Origin of the sequence: Humitalea sp. 24SJ18S-53 (assembly GCF_050632385.1) — a bacterium.
Lineage (GTDB): Bacteria > Pseudomonadota > Alphaproteobacteria > Acetobacterales > Acetobacteraceae > Humitalea.
Window position 1 is genome coordinate 779,731 of sequence record NZ_CP192599.1, and the last position, 17,821, is coordinate 797,551.

Genomic DNA, 17,821 nt, shown 5'->3' on the forward strand with positions numbered 1-17,821 from the left:
AGCATCTCGTTAAACAACATTTAGTGGGTGCCACGGGCGTGACCCGCGAATCGGAGTAGGTGCGTCGCCATCAGAGACGGTCCCGCCACCATTCGGCAAGTCGTGAAAACCATCCGGCCCGCGGACCGGCGGGATCGAGATCGAGCGGCGGGCGCCCATCGCCCGAACCCCAGCCAAGCAGCCCGACCGTCGCTGCGAAATCGGGTCGGTGCAGCGCCTCCGGCAAGCCACGGATCTGGTGCGGCCGTCCGAGTCGCACCGGGCGCCCAAGAATTTCGGCCGCGAGTTCCCGTACCCCGGCAAGCTGGCTTGCGCCACCCGTCAGCACCACGCGCTTGCCGACTTCCGGACCCAATCCGGCGGCTTCCAAACGGTCGCGGACGAGTTCCAGAGTCTCGGTCAGGCGCGGGCGAATCACGCCGACCACGGCGCTGCGCGGGATGCGTGCGAGTTGTTCTTCCTCCTCGCCGACCTGCGGGATCGGCAGGAACTCGCGCCCGTCGTCATGGCCGGCCAGCACGCCGCCATGCAGGGTCTTGACGCGCTCGGCATGGGTGATCGTCGTGGTCAGGCCAAGTGCGAGGTCGTTGGACACATTCCATCCGCCGACCGGCAAGGTCGCGGTGTGCAGCAGATGCCCATCCTGGAAAACTGCGAGCGTGGTCGCGCCGCCGCCCATGTCGACGACGGTTGCGCCGATCAGTTTTTCATCCTCGACCAAGGTGGCCAATGCGGCCGCGAAGGGGGCTGCGACCAGTTCTTCCACTTCCAGGTCGCAGGCGGACAGGGCCAGGCCCAGGTTGCGCAGCGACGCTTGCGACGCACCGACAAGATGCAGTCGCGCCCCCAGCGTTTCGCAGATCATGCCGCGCGGGTCGTCGACCCCTGGCGTCGCGTCGATGGTGAAGCCGAGCGGGATGGCGTGGACCGTTTCCCGCCCCTCTTCCTCGGCGCGGCGGCGGGCTTCGTTCAGCACGGCGCGAATGTCGGCCGCGGTCACGGCACGACCGCCGATCGGCCATTGGATGTGCTGCACCTGGCTATAGGGCTGGCCGCAGGACAGGTTGACGATCACGCCGGTCAGCTTGTGGTCGGCCATTTCCTCGGCCTGGGCGACGGCCTGGCGGATGGTCGCCTCGGCATCGCGCAGGTCGACGATATTGCCGCCCTTGATGCCGCGCGACCGCTGCCAGCCGAAGCCGAGCACGCGGGGTTCGCCATCGGCTTCGACCCGCGCGATCAGGCAGACGGTCTTGCTGCTGCCAAGATCCAGCACGCCCCAGACACCGGGGCGCGCGCGGCGACGGCGACCACCGGCCAGCGGCGGATCGGCGAGCGACAGGTTGGCGGGCAGCCGTGCGATCTGGTTCATCCGCGTGGTGTCCCTCGTTGAGTGACAGGGATGGGCGCCGGGGCCGCGGTCGCCATGGGGCGCAGCACCATGCGGTCGGCCAGCCGCAGATCGACGGCGGCCAGCGGCCGGTCGAGGATCGCGTGGCTGCGATGCAGTTCGGCGAGCCGCGCGATGGCCGCGACCTCATTGCCATCGGGCAGCAGGATGTCGGTGCCCGAATGCAGCCGCAGGTTCCAGCGCCGTTCGGCGACGCGCACCAGCGCCTGCACGCGGGCCATCACCTCCGGATGGGGGCGCAGCGCATCGACCAATGCGACGCCGGCGCGATCGGCGCCGGGGCCGACCAGCAGCGGCAGCGGGCCGAATTGATCCAGCGTCGTGGTCGCCACCACATTGCCGTTGCGGTCGATGACGCTGAAGCGGCCCGCGTTCTGCCACAGGGCGAAGGGTTCGCGTTCCTCGATCCGCACCATGATGGTGTCGGGCAGGCGGCGTTCGACATGCGCGCGGGCGACCCAGGCGATGGTTTCCAGCCGTTCCTTCGCCGCATGCGGGGAAAAGCCCAGCATCGGATCGCCGGGCACGATGCCGAGCGCGCCGCGCACCAGGTCGATCGGGGTGTTGCGCCGGCCGTGCAATTCCACCTGTTCGATGGTCAGGCCCAGCCGCGCGCCGAGGCCGCCCGGGTCCTCCACCAGGCGCGCCGCGCGCCCGGCCGGGTCGAAGGCGGCGATGCCCATGGCGATGGTGCCGAACACGCCGAGGCCGAGCGTGGCCCATAGCGCGGGGCGCACCAGCGGGCGCCGCCGGCGCAGGAACAGCACGAAGCGATGCGGGCGCTTCAGCGGCTGCCGTTCACGCGCCATGGCGGGCCTCCGTGACCAGTCGTGCGCAAAGGGTCGGGAAGTCGATGCCGCGCCAGGCGGCCTGTTCGGGCACCAGGCTGGTCGGCGTCATGCCGGGCTGGGTGTTCACTTCCAGCAGCACCAGCCGGCCGGGTTCACCCTTGGTGTCGTCATAGCGGAAATCGGACCGCGAGACGCCGCGGCAGCCGAGCGCGTGATGTGCCGCGACGGCGATGCGCATCGCCTCATGCGCCGCATCGGGATGGATGCGGGCGGGCAGGACATGGACGCTGCCGCCTTCGGCGTACTTGGCTTCGTAGTCGTAGAAGCCGGTGCGGGGCGCGATTTCCGTCACGGTCAGCGCCTCGTCGCCCAGCACGGCGACGGTCAGTTCCCGGCCGGGGATGAATTCCTCGGCGATGATCGGGCCATGCGTCCAGCCGCGCGCGATTTCGGCGCGGCGGTTGTCGCCATCGCGGAAGATGTGGACGCCGACGGAGGAGCCCTCGTGGATCGGCTTCACGACATAGGGCAGCGGCAGCGGATCGGCCGCTTCCAGTTCCGCCGCCGTGGGAAGCGCGTCGGAGGCAAGCGGCAGATGCGCCGCGCGGAACACCGTCTTGGCGGCGACCTTGTCCATCGCATTGGCCGAGGCACGCAGCCCGGAATGCGTGTAGGGCAGGCCCATCCAGTCGAGCAGCCCTTGCACGCAGCCATCCTCGCCGAAGCGGCCATGCAGGGCGTTGAAGACCACGTCGGGCTTCTGGGCGCGCAGGGCCGTGATCAGCGCGGCGGGGTCGGCGCCGACATCGATCGTGCTGACGGTGAAACCGGCCTTTTCCAGGGCGGCGGCGCATTGCCGGCCGGAGACGAGTGAGACCTCGCGCTCCGCCGAGATGCCACCGAGCAGGACCGTGACGCGGGTCATCCGGGTTCTCCGATGCGGCGGATTTCCCAACGCAGGTCGATGCCCGAATGGGCGTGGACTGTTTCGCGCACCGCTTCGCCCAGGCCCTCGATCTCCGCCGCCGTGGCGCCGCCGAGGTTGAGCAAAAAATTGCAATGCAGCGGGCTGACCTGGGCCTGGCCCAGGATCATGCCGCGGCAACCGGCGGCATCGATCAGCGCCCAGGCCTTGTGGCCCGGCGGATTGGCAAAAGTGCTGCCGCCGGTGCGGGCGCGCACGGGCTGCGTGGCGTCCCGCGCGGCACGGATTTCGGCCATGCGGGCGGAGGGGTCGCCCGGATGCGCGCGCAGGCGGGCGCGGACGACGATGCCCCGCGCGGGCAGGTCGGCGTGGCGGTAGGACAGCAGGCTGGCATCCACACGTTGCAGCCCGGTCGGTGTCGCGACCTCGGCCCAGTCCAGGACCTGCGAGATGTCGCTGCCATAGGCGCCGGCGTTCATCGCCACCGCGCCGCCGATGGTGCCGGGAATGCCCGACAGGAAGGCCAGCCCGTCCATTGCATCCGCCGCGGCCTGTTCGGCGACGGTGGCATCCAGGGCCGCGGCACCGGCGATATAGCCATCGCCATCCCGCACCACGCCACCAAAGGCGCGCCCGCCCAGGCGGACGACGACACCCGCCACCCCGCCGTCGCGGACCAGCAGGTTCGACGCCGCACCGATCACCGTGATCGGCAGGTCGCTGTCGCGCAGCAGCAGCAACAGGTCGTCCACATCGGCGGGCCGCACGAAAAATTCGGCCGGGCCGCCGACACGGAACCAGGTTGTGGGCGCTAGCGGCGCCTGTGCCTGCACGCGGCCGCGCAGTGGCGGCAGCACGACGGCGGGGGCGCCCTGCGGCATCATGCGCGCCTCGGCTGGCCAAGTTGCAACGCGGAGAGTTGCGCCGGCAGCGCATGCGCCCATTGCGTGATGTTGCCGGCGCCGAGGCAGACCACGTAGTCGCCACTGCGCGCGATGGCATGCACCATTTCCGCCAGGCTCTCCGGCCCCGGCAGCGGCACCACGCTGCGATGGCCGCGCGCGCGCAACCCATCGACCAGCGCGTCGCGGTCATAGCCCTCCATCGGGGTTTCGCCGGCGGCATAGACATCGGCGATGATGACGGTGCCGGCATCATTCATGCAGGCGCAGAAATCCTCGAACAATTGTGCGAGGCGCGTGTAGCGATGCGGCTGCACCACGGCCACGACATCGCGCGCCCCGGCCTGGCGCGCGGCCTTCAGCACGGCCGCGATTTCCACCGGGTGGTGGCCGTAGTCGTCGATCACGGTGATGCCGCCGGCCTCGCCCACGCGGGTAAAGCGGCGCTTGACGCCCTTGAAGCCGGCCAGGGCGGAGCGGATGGTCAGTTCATCCACATCCATCTCGACCGCCAGGGCGATCGCGGCCAGCGCGTTCTGCACGTTATGCGCGCCGAGCATCGGCAGTCGGAAGGGCTTGAGCCTGCGGGTGCGGCCGGTGGCGCGGTCGGCGACCGTCACCTCGAACGTGGCACCCATCTTGTCCATCACCAGCCGTTCGGCCCGCACATCGGCTTGCGGCGAGAAGCCATAGGTGATCAGGCGGCGGTCGCTCAGGCGCGGGATCATCGCCTGGACTTCGGGATGGTCGGCGCAGAGCACGGCAAAGCCGTAGAAGGGGATGTTGCCGACGAACTGGGCGTAGCCCTCCTTCATCGCGGCCTCGGTGCCCCAATGGTCCAGGTGTTCCGGGTCCATGTTGGTCACGATGGCGACGACGGCGGGCAGGCGCAGGAAGGATCCGTCGCTTTCGTCGGCCTCCACCACCATCCACTCACCCGAACCCATGCGGGTGTTGGAGCCATAGGCGTTGACGATGCCGCCGTTGATGACGGTGGGATCGAACTTGGCCCCTTCCAGCACGCAGGCGACCAGGCTGGTGGTGGTGGTCTTGCCGTGGGTGCCACCGACCGCGATGGCCCATTTCAGGCGCATCAACTCGGCCAGCATTTCGGCGCGGCGCACGACGGGGATCAGGCGGGTGCGGGCGGCCATGACCTCCGGATTGTCGCGCTTGACGGCGGTCGAGATCACCACGACGGCGGCGGCGCCGAGGTTCGCCGCATCATGTCCGATCGCCACCGGAATCCCGGCATCGCGCAGTCGCAGCACATTGCCGCTTTCGGCGATGTCGCTGCCTTGCACCTGGTAGCCGAGCGAATGCAGCACCTCCGCGATGCCCGACATGCCGATGCCGCCGATGCCGACGAAGTGGATGGGGCCGATGTTCAGGGGCAGGGCGCGCATCAGCCGACCTCCTCGCGCACGGCGGTCTGCACGGTATCGGCCAGGAGGCGCGCGGCATCGGGGCAGCCCATCGCCTGTTCGGCGGCGGCCATCGCGGCCAACCGGCCGGGGTCGCCCAGCAGCGCCACCAGATGGGCCGCCAGCGCATCGGGGGTCAGCACGCCTTGCGCGGCCACGATGGCGCCGCCGCCGACCGCCAGCGCCGCGGCATTGGCCGACTGGTGGTCGTCGATCGCACCGGGCAGCGGCACCAGGATGGCCGGGCGCCCGGCGCAGGCCAGTTCCGCGCAGGTCGAGGCACCGGCCCGCGCGATCACCAGATGCGCACCCGCCAGCCGCTGCGGCATGTCGGCGAAGAAGGGCGCCAGTTCGGGGGTCAGCCCCAGGGCTTGATAGTGTTCGCGCACGCTGTCCATGTCCTCGGGCCGGACCTGCTGCGCCAGGTCCAGCCGTGCCAGGATGTCGGTCGGCAGCAGCGCCACCGCGGCCGGTATCAGGCGGGAAAATACCCCGGCCCCCAGGCTGCCGCCGGTCACCAGCAGGCGCAGCCGGCCGGTCGCGTCCGGGTAGGGCTGCGCCGACAATGCGGCAATGGCCGAACGCACCGGATTGCCGGTCACGACCGTATAGGCATTGACCGGAATGCGCGTCGTTCCGGCATAGGTCAGCGCCAGGGTCGCCTGGCCGCGCGACAGCAAGCGGTTGGCGCGGCCCAGCACCGCGTTCTGTTCATGCAGGATGACCGGCACCGGCCAGCCGGGCATGAACAGCCGGGCTGCGATAACAGGTGCGACCGATGGGTAGCCGCCGAAGCCGACCACCGCCGCCGGCTTTTGCGCCCGCATCACGCGCGCCGCCTGGGCGACGCCGGCGATCATGGCGGCGCCACCCTTGGCCGCGCGAAAAATGCCGCGGCCGGCGAGGCCCGCGCCCGACAGGATGATCCGCTCCTCGCAGGGGAAATTCTCGGTCGCGGTCATGCTGCGCGCATCGGTCATCAGGATCACGCGTTCGCCGCGGGCGGAAAATTCGGCCGCGACCGCTTCGGCCGGGGACAGATGCCCCCCGGTGCCGCCAGCGGCGATGATGATCGGGCGCACGGCCGGTCCTCTCATGGTCAGGCGTCCGACTCGGATCGCCCGGTGGGGCCGGTCCGCCGGCGCGTCAGCGCGAGCAAGAACCCCATCCCGAGTGCGATGGCCAGCACCGATGACCCGCCGTAGGAAATGAACGGCAGGGTCATGCCCTTGGTCGGAATCAGGTGCAGGGAAGAGGCCATGTTTACAAAGGCCTGCAGCCCGAACTGCGTCAGCAGCCCGGTCGCGGCGATCAGGGTGAAGCGATCCGTCTCAGGCAATAGTTTTACGAGTCCCCGCACGACAACGAAGGCGAAGATGCCGATGAGAATCAGGCACAGGATGAAGCCGAACTCCTCGCCGGCCACGGCGAAGACGAAGTCGGCATGGGCGTCGGGCAGCACGGTCTTGATCCGGCCCTCGCCAGGGCCGCGGCCGAGCAGGCCGCCATTGCCGAAGGCCTCCATGGCCACTTCGACCTGGTAGTTGTCGCCGGCATTGGGGTCGAGGAAGCGATGCACCCGCGATTGCACATGCGGCAGCAGCGCATAGGCCGCGCCGAAGAGCGCGACGCCGGCGCCACCCATCGCGACCACCGCGAACATGTTCAGCCCATTGACGAACAATTGCGATGCCAGCACGGCCGCGATGACCATCAGCATCCCGACATCGGGCTGCAGTTTCAGCAGGGCGGCGGCCACGGCGAAGAGCCCGCAGGCGGCCAGCGCCCCGGGAAAGCGGCTGCCGGGGCGGCGGCCCAGCGCGATCAGCCAGGCGCAGGTCACGGCCAGGCAGGGTTTCAGGAATTCCGACGGCTGCAACTGGAAGCCGGGCAGGGGCAGCCAGCGGCGGGCGCCCTTCACCTCCGGCCCGATCACCAGGGTCGCCGCGGTCAGCAGCAGCGCCCCGGCACAGCCGAGCAGCGCCAGGATCCGCACCTGGCGGGGGCTGAGCAGCGACACGCCGACCATCAGCGCGCAGGCGACGGCCAGGAAGAACACCTGCTTGCCGATGAAGGCATGGCGCGACGCGGCACCGATGCGTTCGGCGACCGAGGGGCTGGCGGCCAGCATCAGCACGAAGCCGATCGCGACCAGCAGGAACAGCGCGCCCAGGGTCAGGCGGTCCACCGTCCACCACCAGCGGCCGAGGGTGCTGTCGTCGGCGCGTGTGACGGCCATCAGGGCTGCTCCTCAAGGGCCTGGACGGCGGCGCGGAAGGCATCGCCGCGGGCGTCGAATCCGGTGAACTGGTCCCAGGATGCGGCGGCTGGCGACAGGAGCACAGCCTCCGCCCCCGTGGTCCGTGCGGCATCGCGGGCGGCGGGGATGGCGGCGGCCAGGGTGCCGGCGATGGTATGGGGCACGCCATGCGCCGCCAGGGTCTGGGCAAAGGCAGGCCCGTCGCGGCCGATCAGCACGGCATGGGCGATATGGCCGAACAATGGGGCCAGGGAGTCGATCCCGCCCTCCTTGCCCGTGCCGCCGGCGATCAGCACGACGCGGCCCCAGGTCGCCAGCGCGCGGGCCGTGCTGTCGGCGTTGGTCGCCTTGCTGTCGTTGATCCAGGGGATGCCATCCAGCGTGCCGACCCGTTCGGCGCGGTGCGGCAGGCCGGGGTAGGTCATCAGCCCCTCGGCCAGGTCGCCACGCGCGACACCCCAGGTCAGCGCCACGGCGGCGGCGGCGGCGGCGTTCTGGGCGTTGTGGTCGCCATGCAGGGCCAGGGTCTCCCGCAGGTCCAGGATCGCGCCGCTGTCGTCGCGCAGCACCCCGGCCTCGGCCCAGACGCCACCCGGCTGCGGCGTGGTGCCCGAGATCGGGATCGTGCGCGCGTGCAGCCCGACGGCCAGGGCGCGGGCGCCGTCATCCTGGCCGATGACGGCGATGTCGGTGTGGTCCTGCCGGGCGAAGATCTGCGCCTTGGCGGCGGCATAGCCCGCCATGTCGCCGTGCCGGTCCAGGTGGTCGGGCGACAGGTTCAGCATCACCGCCGCGTTGAAGCGGGTGCGGGCCAGGCGTTCCAGCATGTAGGAGGACATTTCCAGGACATAGGCCTGACCCTCCCCCAGCAGCGGCAGCGACAGGGCGGCCGTGCCGAGGTTGCCGCCGGCTTCGGCGCGCCAGCCGGCCGAAACCAGGATGTGGTGCAGCAGCGCGGTCGTGGTGCTCTTGCCATTGGTGCCGGTGATGCCGGCGATCAGCGGCGTGGCGCCGGCGGCACGCAGGGCCGCGGTCAGGAATTCGACATCGCACAAGACCGGCACGCCGAGCCCCGTGGCCCGCGCCGCGATCGGGTGCGGCTTGGGCAAGCGATGGGGGATGCCCGGCGACAACAGCAAGGCATCGAAGCGGAAGGCGCCCTCGCGCAGGTCGCGCAGCGCCAGGCCCGCGACCTCGGCCGCCGCGCGTGCCTCGGCGCCATCGTCCCAGGCGGTGACATCGGCCCCCCATTCCACCAGCCGCAGCGCCGCCGGCAGCCCGGCGCGGCCCAAGCCCACCACGGCGACGGCAAGCCCGGCGAAGGGGCGGAAGGGGAGGGCCGTGCTCATCGGATCTTGAGCGTGCTCAGGCCAACCAGGCCCAGGATCATCGCGATGATCCAGAAGCGGATGACGATGGTGGGTTCGGCCCAGCCCTTCTTCTCAAAATGGTGGTGCAGCGGCGCCATCAGGAAGACGCGCTTGCCGGTGCGCTTGTACCAGAAGACCTGGATGATGACCGACAGCGTCTCGACCACGAACAGCCCGCCGACGATGGCCAGGACGATTTCATGCTTGGTCGCGACCGCGACGGCGCCCAGCGCGCCGCCGAGGGCCAGGCTGCCGGTGTCGCCCATGAAGACCGCGGCGGGCGGGGCATTGAACCACAGGAAGCCCAACCCCGCGCCAACCAGCGCGGAACAGAACACGGCCAATTCGCCGGCCCCCGGAACGCCATGCAGTTGCAGGTAATCCGCAAAGATGCGGTTGCCGACGAGGTAGGCGATGAAGGCGAAGACCCCGGCCGCGATCATCGCCGGCACGATGGCCAGCCCGTCCAGCCCATCGGTCAGGTTCACCGCATTCGATGCGCCCATCATCACGAACATCGCGACCAGCGGGAACAGGATGCCGAAGTTCAGCAGCGCTTCCTTGAACACCGGAAAGGCCAGCGCGCCCTGCAACGGCACCGGCATCAGGGCGGTGATCCAGATCGCGGCGACCAGCCCGATGCCGGCCTGCGCGATCAGCTTCGTGCGGCCGGACACGCCCTTGGTATTGCGCTTGGTCACCTTCAGCCAGTCATCGGCGAAACCGATGGCGCCATAGCCGACGGTGACCAGCAGCACGGCCCAGACGAGGCCGTTGCGCAGGTCGGCCCAAAGCAGCGTGCCCGCCAGGATGCCCAGCAGGATCAGCACGCCGCCCATGGTCGGCGTGCCCTTCTTTTCGATCAGGTGGCGTTCCGGCCCATCGTCGCGGATCGGCTGCCCGCCGCGCTGGAACGAGCGCAGCCAACGGATGATGCGCGCGCCGAAGAACAGCCCGATGAACAGCGCGGTGATGCAGGCCGCACCCGCGCGAAAGGTCGAATAGCGCACCAGGTTGAAGCCGATGAATTCATCGGAGAGCCCCGAAAGCAGCAGCGGGATCATTGAGAAAGCCCCTTCAAGGCAGTGACGACAACGGCCATCCGGCTGCCGAGTGAGCCCTTCACCATCAACGCATCGCCGTCGCGCACCGCCGCCGCGACGATCGGCGCCAGGGTGGCGCTGTCGTCGGCATGGGCGCCGCGCTTTTCCGCCGGCAGGCCGGCGAACATCCCGGCCATCAGCGGCCCGCAGGCGAAGACCAGGTCCGCCGCCGCCGCATCGGCGGCCAGCCCCGCATGCAGCGCCGGGCCGTGTTCGCCCAATTCGCGCATGTCGCCCAGGACAGCGATGCGCCGCCGCGCCGGCTGCGCCGCCAGCACGGCCAGGGCCGCGCGGATCGAGGCGGTGGAGGCATTGTAGGACTCATCCAGCAGCAACGCCTGGCCACCGCCCGCCAGCCGTAGCGCGATGCGCTGGCCGCGCCCGGCGACCGCGTCGAAATCGGCCAGGGATGCGGCGAAACGCGCGGGGTCGGCGCCCAGCGCCGCCGCCGCCGCCAGGGCCGCCAGCGCGTTCACCGCCATGTGCCGGCCCGGCGCCCCGAGGGCGATGGTCAGGTGCGTGCCATGCAGCGACACCTCGGCCACGCCGCCCTCGGCACTGCCGGTGAAGCCGAGCAGGCGGGCGCTGGCCTCCGGGGCCTCGCCAAAGCCGACGACTGCCGCACCCTGCGATTTGGCGCGCGCGGCAAGCGACGCGAAGAACGGGCTGTCGGCCGGCAGGACGGCGGTGCCGCCCTGCGTCAGGCCCAGCAAAATATCGCCCTTCTCGTCGGCGATCGCGGCCTCGGAACCCAGGTGCCCGATATGCGCCGTGCCGATGTTCGTGATCACCGCGACATGCGGCTGCGCGAGGCGCGCGAGCGGCGCGATCTCGCCACGGTTGTTCATGCCGATCTCGATCACCGCATAGGCGGCGCCGGGCTGCTGGCGCGCCAGGGTCAGCGGCACGCCCCATTGGTTGTTGTGGCTGGCGGCGCTGGCATGCACCGGCGCCTGGGCGGAAAGCCCGTGGCGCAGCATTTCCTTGACGGTGGTCTTGGCCACGCTGCCGGTGACGGCAACGACGCGGGCGCGGGACCGCGCGCGGCCGGCAGCACCCAGCGCGGTCAGCCCATCCAGCGTATCGGCGACGCGCAGGCAGGGGCCGCCGGGCATGTCGCGCGTCACCATCGCGCAGGCGGCGCCACGGCCAAACGCATCGGCGACGAAATCATGCCCGTCGCGTTCGGCCAGCAGCGCCACGAACAGATCGCCCGCCACCGTGGCCCGGCTGTCGATGGCGATGCCGGTCACATCGGCGCCACCCGTGCCGCCGGTCGCGGCGCACAGGTCGGCGGCGGTCCAGAGCGCGCTCATCCCGCAAAACCCCGGACCACATCGGCGTCGTCGAAGGGCAGGGTCACGCCCGCGATGGTCTGGCCCGGTTCATGCCCCTTGCCGGCCACGGCCAGCACATCGCCGGGGCGCAGGTCGGACATGGCGGCGGCGATGGCGGCGGCGCGGTCGCCGATCTCACGCGCATCGGGGCAGGCGGCCAGGATGGCGGCGCGGATGGTGGCGGGATCCTCGCCGCGGGGATTGTCGTCGGTGACGATGGCGGCATCGGCCAGGCGCGCGACGACGGCGCCCATCAGCGGGCGCTTGCCGGGATCGCGGTCGCCACCGGCGCCGAAGACCACCACAAGCCGGCCGGCCGCATGCGGGCGCAGGGCCAGCAGCAGCCGTTCCAGCGCATCCGGCGTATGCGCGTAATCGACGTAGACGGCGGCGCCATTGGCCAGGCGCGCGGCGCGCTCCATCCGGCCGCGCACGCCCGACAGATGCGCCAGCGGACCCCACGGGTCGCGTGCGCCGGTGGCCAGGGCCAGCCCCGCGGCCAGCAGGGCATTGTCGGCCTGGAAGCGGCCGGGCAGCGGCAGGGCGATGGCGTGGCGGGTGCCAAAGGCGTCGATCTCGATCGCCAGCCCTTCGGGCAGCGGGCGCGCGGAGAGCAGGCGTATGTCCTGGCCGGCTTCCCCCACCGTCGACAGCCGCAGGCGGCGCCGGGCGGCGATGGCGCGCAGGGCGTCCAGCGTCGCGGCGTCCATGTCGGCGTTGACGACGGCGGGGGCGCCTTCGTCCAGCAGCGTGTCGAACAGCCGCAGCTTGGCGGCGCGGTAACCGGCCATGTCGCCGTGGTAGTCCAGGTGGTCGCGGGTCAGGTTGCTGAAGCCGGCCGCCGCGATCCGCACCCCGTCCAGGCGGCGCTGGTCCAGCCCGTGGGACGATGCCTCGATGGCCAGGTCCGTCACCCCGTCCCGCGCCAGTTGCGCCAGGGTCGCGTGCAGCGCCACGGGGTCGGGCGTGGTCAGCCCGGGCCCGCTGGCAATGCCGTCGCGCACCAGGCCGAGTGTGCCGAGCGAGGCCGCCTGCCGGCCCTCCGCCGCAAAAATCTGGCGGCAGAATTCGGCTGTGCTGGTCTTGCCGTTGGTGCCGGTGATCGCCACCACGCGGGCGGGTTGCAGGGCGTAGTGCTCGGCCGCCATGCGGGCAAAGGTGCGGCGCGGATCGGGCGCGGTCAGCATCGGGCGCGGCGGCACGCCGGGCGGCCAGTCGGTGCCCTCCGGCGCCAGGATGGCGGCAGCACCCCGGGCCACGGCCTCGGCGATGAAGCCGCGGCCATCGGCGCGGGCGCCAGACAGGGCGGCGAACAGGAACCCAGGCGCGACGGCGCGGCTGTCCGCGGTCAGCCCGGCCAGGATGGTGTCGGGTGTCGCGATACCCGACAGGCGGATGGCGCGATCCACGGCCATCGCGTCACCGAGGGTCACGCATCGCCTCGGCCGGCGGCAACATCGCGGGGCGCGGTGTCGCGGCCATCGGCCCCGAGGTGAGGCGCAGCGGGGTGGAGGGGATCAGCGGCACCGGCGGCGGCAGCGTGCCGGTCGGCGGGGTCTGGACGCTGGGCGGGCCGTTGCGCGGCGATGCGGTGCGGCCCGTGCTGGCTTGGCCTGTCGCATCCGGGCCTTGGGCGGCGCGCGGCGGCGTCGGTGCCGGCCGGGCGGCGCGTGCCGGTGCCGGCGTGGCACTGGCCGCACGGGGGGCTGCTGCCGCGGGCACGGCGGCCTGGGCGGCAGGCGCCTGGGGCGCGGCGGCACCCGCTGCCTCCGCCCGTGCGGCGGCGGCGGCGCGTGCGGCCGGGGTATTGGCGATGGCGGCGTTCATCGCGGTGACGGCGGCGGTCGGTTCGCCGCTGCCGGGGGTCGTCGCGCGGGCCGTGGCGGTCGGCGGCGCGCCCGTCCGGCGCGGCTGCAACGGCATCGCGGTGGCCGTGATCATCTCCGGGTTGCGGGGATCCTCCGGCACCAGGCCCAGGATCGGCGCGATGCGGGAGATCACCATGTTGGCGGCGGGGGCCGCGACCCAGCCCGCGGTCGCGAAGCCGTGGCTGCGCGCATTGGCGCTCGGCTCATCCACCATGACGTAGACGGCGTAGCGCGGCGCATACATCGGGAAGGCGCCGACGAAGGCCGCGATGCGCTTGTTCGCCAGGTATCCGCCGCGCGGCCCGGTCTTCTGTGCCGTGCCGGTCTTGCCGCCGACGAAATAGCCCGGGACATCGGCCGAACGGCCGGAGCCTTCGGTCACGACCAGGCGCATCAGCCGGCGCAGCGTGTCGGATGTGCGTTCGGAGACCAGGCGCACGCCCTCGCGCTCCTCGCCCGGCGGCACGGCCAGGATGGTCGGCTGGCGCAGGATGCCGCCGTTCACCAGGGCGGCGGCGCCGTTCACGACGTGCAGGGGCGTCACCGAAATGCCGTGGCCGAAGCCGACGGTCAGCGTGTTGATGTCGCGCCAGCCACTGGCCGTGGGGGCCAGCGGGGTCGCGACCTCCGGCAGTTCGATGTGCTGGCGGGCCAGCATGCCGGCCGCGCCCATGAAGGCGCGATGCCGCACCGGCCCGACCGCCGCCGCCATGTGGGCGGAGGCGATGTTCGACGAATAGGCAAGGATTTCCGGCAGCGCCAGCCAACGGCCCTTGCCCCGGTAGTCGCTGATGGTGAAGCGGCCATAGCGGATCGGGCTGGACGCGTCATAGCCGCCCATCACCGTGGTGGTGCCGGCTTCCAGCGCCATCGCGGTGGTGAACAGCTTGAACGTGCTGCCCGGTTCGTAGACGCCGACGGTGACCCGGTTGAAGCGCTGTTCGACCGTGGCCGAGCCGATGTCGTTCTGGTCGAAGTCCGGCAGGCTGATCATGCCCAGCACTTCGCCGGTCCGCACATCCATCACCACGCCGGCGCCGCCGATGCCGTTGAAGTCGGCGATGGCGCGGCCCAGCGCCTCACGCAGCGCGAGCTGCACGCGCACGTCGATCGACAGACGCAGCGTTTCGGAATTGCGCAGCCGCAGGCGTTCGTCGAAATACCGCTCGACCCCCGCGACGCCGTTGCCGTCCACGTCCACGGCGCCCAGCGCATGCACGGCGGCACGGCCTTGCGGGTAGTAGCGGCGCTCGGCGTCCTCGAAATAGATGCCGGGAATGCCGAGGGTGTTGATCGTCGCCATTTCCCGCGGCGTCAGCGCGCGGGCGAGGTAGGCGAACTGCCGGTCGGTCGAAAGCCTGGCGGTGACGCGTTCCACATCCAGTTGCGGCAGCACGCGGGCCAGCCGGGCGGCGACATCGGCCGGGTTCTCGATCTGCCGCGGATTGGCGTAGAGCGCCGTCACCGGCAGCGACACGGCCAGCATTTCGCCGTTGCGGTCGGTGATCGCGCCACGGCTGACCGTGACCAGCGGGGCCGCGACGACCGGGCGGGACAGCGAATTGATACGGCGCGGGGCGACCGGGTCGAACAAGGTGGCATCGGCCAGTTTCAGCGCGACGGCGCCGAACAACAGGCCAAAGCCGCTGGCCGCCATGACCAGCCGGCGGCGCGACAGCGCGCGGGCGGCGCGGGCGCCGCCATCGGGCGCGGCGGGGGTGCGCATCGGCGGCCGGCCGGGCACCGCCTGCCGGCGCGGGATCGCGTCGGGGGAGGGGGCCTGTGGAGGGCCGCCGTCCGTCATCGACCGGCCTGTGCCGTCAGTGTCGCGGCGGTGGCGCTGCTGATCAGGCCGGAGCCGGACGAGCCATAGGGCACCGGCGGCGGCAGCAGCGGGCGGATGTTCTGGCCCGGCGTGCCGACAACGCTGGGCGGCACCGCGGTCGCGGGCGACGGCGGCGTGCGAACGAGCTGCGCGGGCGGCCGTGCCGCATAGGGCTGCGGTGCGGCGGGCGGGGCGGGTGCCGCGCGCGGCGCGCGGGCTGCCGCGGTCTGCGTCGTGCCGGGAATGGGCGGCAAGGCGGTCGCGGTGACGGCGGCCGCGACCGGCGGGTTCACCCGGGCGGCGGCGTTCTGCGTCGGCGCGATGACCGGCGCCACGACCGGCGGCTGCAACCCGCCGGCCGGGATGGCGGGCGGCGGCGGTGCCTGCGGCCGGGGTGCGGCGGCGCGGGGCGGCGGCGCCAAGGATGCGATCGTGGCGGTCGTGACGGGGGCCGCCGCGGGGGCAGCGGCGGGGGGCGCGACGGGCGCCGCGACGCGCGGCGGCGCCACGGCGGCGACCGCGATCGCAGCCACGGGCGCCGCGACCGGGGTTGCTGCGACGGGGGTTGCCGCCACGGGGGTCGCAACCGGCGCCTCCGGCGCGCGTGCCACCAGCACGCTTTCACGTCCCGCCGGTTCGCTGCCGGGCAGGGGCGCGAACAGGCTGGGCGTGCCGGCGAAGGTCACGGGCGCCGGCAGTCGGCGCGCCAGGTCGGATTCCCGCACGAATTGCGCCGGCGCCATCGCATCCAGCGGCAGGTGGCGCTGCACCACCTGGCGCAGGCGGTCGGGTTCGTTCAGCAGCGCCCATTCGGCGCGCAGCACCTGGGTGCGTTCGCGCGCGGCCTCGGTCTGGCGGCGGATGTCGCGTAATTCGCGTTCCAGCAGGGTCGTGCCCTGCTTCACGGAATACAGGTGCAGGCCGGCGCCGGCGGCGCCCAGCAGCATCAGCGCGGTCAAGGGTCGGATCATGCGGCGATACGTTCGATGGCGCGCAGCCGGGCGCTGCGGGCGCGTGGGTTGGCCTGGGTTTCGTCGCGGCCGGGCCGCAGCGCCTGTGGCGTCAGCAGCCGGAAGGGCGTGGGCGCGGGGCGTGCCATCAGGGCGGCCGGGTTGTGCCGGCTCTGGCCGGGGCCACGGCCGGTGGCTGTCTGCATGAACCGCTTCACGATCCGGTCCTCCAGCGAATGGAAGGCGACGACGACCAGACGGCCGCCGGGCGCCAGCAGGCGGGTGGCCGCGGCCAGGCCGCGTTCGATTTCGCCCAGCTCGTCATTCACGCGGATGCGCAGGGCCTGGAACGAACGGGTCGCGCCATCGATGCCCGACGGGTCGCGCGGGACATTGGCGCGGATGATTTCGGCCAGCCGGGCGGTGGTGGTGATCGGTGCCTCGATCCGCGCCGCGACGATCGCGCGGGCGATCCGGCGGGAATGGCGTTCCTCACCGAAAATATAGAGCACATCGGCCAACTCGGCTTCCGGCAGGTTGTTCACCAGATCGGCGGCGGACGGGCCTTCGCGCGACATCCGCATGTCGAGCGGACCCTCCATGCGGAAGGAAAAGCCGCGATCCGCCTGGTCGATCTGGAAGGACGACACGCCCAGGTCCAGCACGACGCCGTCCAGGGCCTCGACCTCGCGTTCAGCCAGCAGGTCGATCATGTCGCCGAAGCAGCCTTGCAGCAGGTGCAGCCGCCCCGGGTGGCGCGCCGCCAGTTCGGCGCCGCGGGCGATCGCGTCCGGGTCGCGGTCGATCGCGAACAGGGTGCAGTCGGCGGCATCGAGGATGGCCGCGGCATAGCCGCCGCCACCAAAGGTGCCGTCGCAATAGGTCGCGGCATCGCGTGGGGACAGGGTGTCCAGCACCTCGGCCAGCATGACGGGGACGTGGCTCATGCCACCGGCTCCTGCAGGCTGGCGGCGCGTTCGGCCCATCCTTCGGGTGACCAGATCTGGAACACCTCGCCAAGCCCCACGAAGACCACGCTATCCGTCATCCGGGCGAATCCGGTCAGGTTGTCAGGCACAACCACGCGCCCCTCGGCGTCAGGGCGCAACTGGGCTGCTTGGGAGTAGAGCCGCGAGGCCAAGTCCTCGCGCTCCTTGGAAAACGGGTCCAGCGAGTCGAGCGCGCGGGCCTGCGCCTCGAACGCCGGTTGCGGCAGGGCTTCGATGCAGCGAAGGCGACGGGACGGGCGCAGCACAACCTCCTCGGTCCCCAGGCGCGTCAGGGCAGAGCGGAAGCTCGCGGGCACCGACAGGCGGCCCTTCTTGTCCAGCTTGCCTTGGTGCGTCCCCAGGAAGTGGGTCATTCGCCGGAACGCTCGCCCCCCAATCCCATTCATCACCCGGCGTCGGCGAGAGCCGGCACCGTCTGGTCCGCGACGGCTGGCGGGGCCCCCCGACCCCGCCAGCTCGCCCGACCCGCTCGTGGTTCCCCGAGACCCCTCACCCCCCTGAGTATTGGGTCTCCCACGGGCAGTCATGGGATAGCACGCCACTTTTTGGGTAGCCAAGGGTTGTTAGTGGTTTGTTGCGGGATTTTGCTGGTGATGCGTGGCGGACACGAACAAAAAAAGAACAAGTCGATCGTGTTTTACCGCC

General features: G+C 71.6%; 15 protein-coding genes. All 15 read right to left on the bottom strand.

Annotated elements, in window-relative coordinates:
- Window positions 1–70 precede the first annotated feature (70 nt).
- Genes ftsA through ACQW02_RS03760 form a run of 15 tightly spaced genes read right to left on the bottom strand, consistent with a single transcriptional unit; the run spans window position 71 to window position 17,529 of the window.
- Window positions 71–1,372, bottom strand: coding sequence for a cell division protein FtsA (ftsA, locus tag ACQW02_RS03690; protein ID WP_431283926.1), 1,302 nt, complete (start codon window positions 1,370–1,372; stop codon window positions 71–73).
- The gene (locus ACQW02_RS03695) at window positions 1,369–2,220 is read right to left on the bottom strand and encodes a cell division protein FtsQ/DivIB (protein WP_431283927.1); all 852 of its coding nucleotides are present in this window, start codon (window positions 2,218–2,220) and stop codon (window positions 1,369–1,371) included. Before ACQW02_RS03695 ends, ftsA begins: the two co-directional genes overlap by 4 nt.
- Window positions 2,210–3,127, bottom strand: coding sequence for a D-alanine--D-alanine ligase (locus ACQW02_RS03700; RefSeq protein WP_431283928.1), 918 nt, complete (start codon window positions 3,125–3,127; stop codon window positions 2,210–2,212). The genes ACQW02_RS03695 and ACQW02_RS03700 overlap by 11 nt, the downstream gene beginning before the upstream one ends.
- The gene (gene murB / locus ACQW02_RS03705) at window positions 3,124–4,011 is read right to left on the bottom strand and encodes a UDP-N-acetylmuramate dehydrogenase (protein ID WP_431283929.1); all 888 of its coding nucleotides are present in this window, start codon (window positions 4,009–4,011) and stop codon (window positions 3,124–3,126) included. Before murB ends, ACQW02_RS03700 begins: the two co-directional genes overlap by 4 nt.
- Window positions 4,008–5,435, bottom strand: a complete 1,428-nt coding sequence (murC, locus tag ACQW02_RS03710) for a UDP-N-acetylmuramate--L-alanine ligase (protein ID WP_431283930.1) — start codon at window positions 5,433–5,435, stop codon at window positions 4,008–4,010. Before murC ends, murB begins: the two co-directional genes overlap by 4 nt.
- Window positions 5,435–6,535, bottom strand: coding sequence for a UDP-N-acetylglucosamine--N-acetylmuramyl-(pentapeptide) pyrophosphoryl-undecaprenol N-acetylglucosamine transferase (locus ACQW02_RS03715; RefSeq protein WP_431283931.1), 1,101 nt, complete (start codon window positions 6,533–6,535; stop codon window positions 5,435–5,437). The genes murC and ACQW02_RS03715 overlap by 1 nt, the downstream gene beginning before the upstream one ends.
- A gap of 17 nt (window positions 6,536–6,552) precedes the next feature.
- The gene (locus ACQW02_RS03720; protein WP_431286004.1) at window positions 6,553–7,695 is read right to left on the bottom strand and encodes an FtsW/RodA/SpoVE family cell cycle protein; all 1,143 of its coding nucleotides are present in this window, start codon (window positions 7,693–7,695) and stop codon (window positions 6,553–6,555) included.
- Entirely contained in the window at window positions 7,692–9,062 is a 1,371-nt protein-coding gene (gene murD / locus ACQW02_RS03725) for a UDP-N-acetylmuramoyl-L-alanine--D-glutamate ligase (RefSeq protein WP_431283932.1), read from the bottom strand. The genes ACQW02_RS03720 and murD overlap by 4 nt, the downstream gene beginning before the upstream one ends.
- Window positions 9,059–10,147, bottom strand: coding sequence for a phospho-N-acetylmuramoyl-pentapeptide-transferase (gene mraY, locus ACQW02_RS03730; protein ID WP_431283933.1), 1,089 nt, complete (start codon window positions 10,145–10,147; stop codon window positions 9,059–9,061). The genes murD and mraY overlap by 4 nt, the downstream gene beginning before the upstream one ends.
- Complete coding sequence (locus tag ACQW02_RS03735; protein ID WP_431283934.1) at window positions 10,144–11,502, bottom strand: UDP-N-acetylmuramoyl-tripeptide--D-alanyl-D-alanine ligase; 1,359 nt, start codon at window positions 11,500–11,502, stop codon at window positions 10,144–10,146. The genes mraY and ACQW02_RS03735 overlap by 4 nt, the downstream gene beginning before the upstream one ends.
- Complete coding sequence (locus ACQW02_RS03740) at window positions 11,499–12,938, bottom strand: UDP-N-acetylmuramoyl-L-alanyl-D-glutamate--2,6-diaminopimelate ligase (protein WP_431286005.1); 1,440 nt, start codon at window positions 12,936–12,938, stop codon at window positions 11,499–11,501. Before ACQW02_RS03740 ends, ACQW02_RS03735 begins: the two co-directional genes overlap by 4 nt.
- Window positions 12,939–12,942: 4 nt before the next feature.
- Window positions 12,943–15,195: a peptidoglycan D,D-transpeptidase FtsI family protein gene (locus tag ACQW02_RS03745; RefSeq protein ID WP_431283935.1), complete on the bottom strand. Its 2,253-nt coding sequence runs from the start codon at window positions 15,193–15,195 to the stop codon at window positions 12,943–12,945.
- Window positions 15,192–16,187, bottom strand: coding sequence for a cell division protein FtsL (ftsL, locus tag ACQW02_RS03750; protein WP_431283936.1), 996 nt, complete (start codon window positions 16,185–16,187; stop codon window positions 15,192–15,194). The genes ACQW02_RS03745 and ftsL overlap by 4 nt, the downstream gene beginning before the upstream one ends.
- Entirely contained in the window at window positions 16,184–17,113 is a 930-nt protein-coding gene (rsmH, locus tag ACQW02_RS03755) for a 16S rRNA (cytosine(1402)-N(4))-methyltransferase RsmH (RefSeq protein ID WP_431283937.1), read from the bottom strand. Before rsmH ends, ftsL begins: the two co-directional genes overlap by 4 nt.
- The gene (locus tag ACQW02_RS03760; RefSeq protein ID WP_431283938.1) at window positions 17,110–17,529 is read right to left on the bottom strand and encodes a division/cell wall cluster transcriptional repressor MraZ; all 420 of its coding nucleotides are present in this window, start codon (window positions 17,527–17,529) and stop codon (window positions 17,110–17,112) included. The genes rsmH and ACQW02_RS03760 overlap by 4 nt, the downstream gene beginning before the upstream one ends.
- Between the last annotated feature and the right edge of the window lie 292 nt (window positions 17,530–17,821).